Raw genomic sequence first — 599 nt, 5'->3', positions numbered from 1 at the left:
ATGGCACCGGCGTCTATGCCCGGGTGCCGGGGTATCTCGTCGGCGGCAAGACCGGCACGGCGCAGGTCGTCGGGCCGAACGGGCGCTATCTGCAACATCTCAACAACGCCTCGTTCATGGCCGCGTTCCCGATGAACGATCCGCGCTATGTGGTCTATGTCGTCGTGCTGCAGCCGCATGCGACGAAGCAGATGCTGCCGTTTTGCCATGGGTTTACCACGGGCGGCTATGTCGCCGCGCCGGCCGTCGCCCAGATCATCTCGCGGATCGGGCCGATGCTCGGGATCATGCCTTTATCCGGCCAGACGCTTGCCGAGGCGCAGGCGGCACTGTCGATCCCGCTCGATCCGCCAGCGCCGCCGGGTCGGCTCGCGCTGGGGCCGGGGCACCTGTTCCCGCCGGGGGCGAGCAAATACGCCTATATCCTCGCGCATCAGACCCCGCCGGCGAACATGGACGTCGCGGCGCATGACCAGGCGCTCGCACGGACCGAGATGTGGCAGCCCCTGGCGCCGGCGGCACAAACGGTGAGCCTGCCCCCGGCGCCCGCTTCCAGCGCCCATACGCTGGGGCACCGGATCATGAATATCGCCCTGCCG

Annotated in this window: 1 protein-coding gene; it reads left to right on the top strand. The window is 68.6% G+C overall.

Features of this window, described 5'->3' with window-relative positions:
- A partial coding sequence (locus RT91_RS19280; RefSeq protein WP_035189446.1) for a penicillin-binding transpeptidase domain-containing protein occupies positions 1-599 on the top strand: 599 nt, incomplete at both ends.

The sequence above is a fragment of the Acidiphilium sp. JA12-A1 genome, from assembly GCF_000724705.2.
GTDB lineage: Bacteria > Pseudomonadota > Alphaproteobacteria > Acetobacterales > Acetobacteraceae > Acidiphilium > Acidiphilium multivorum.
This window is presented reverse-complemented; position numbering and strand designations above follow the sequence as displayed.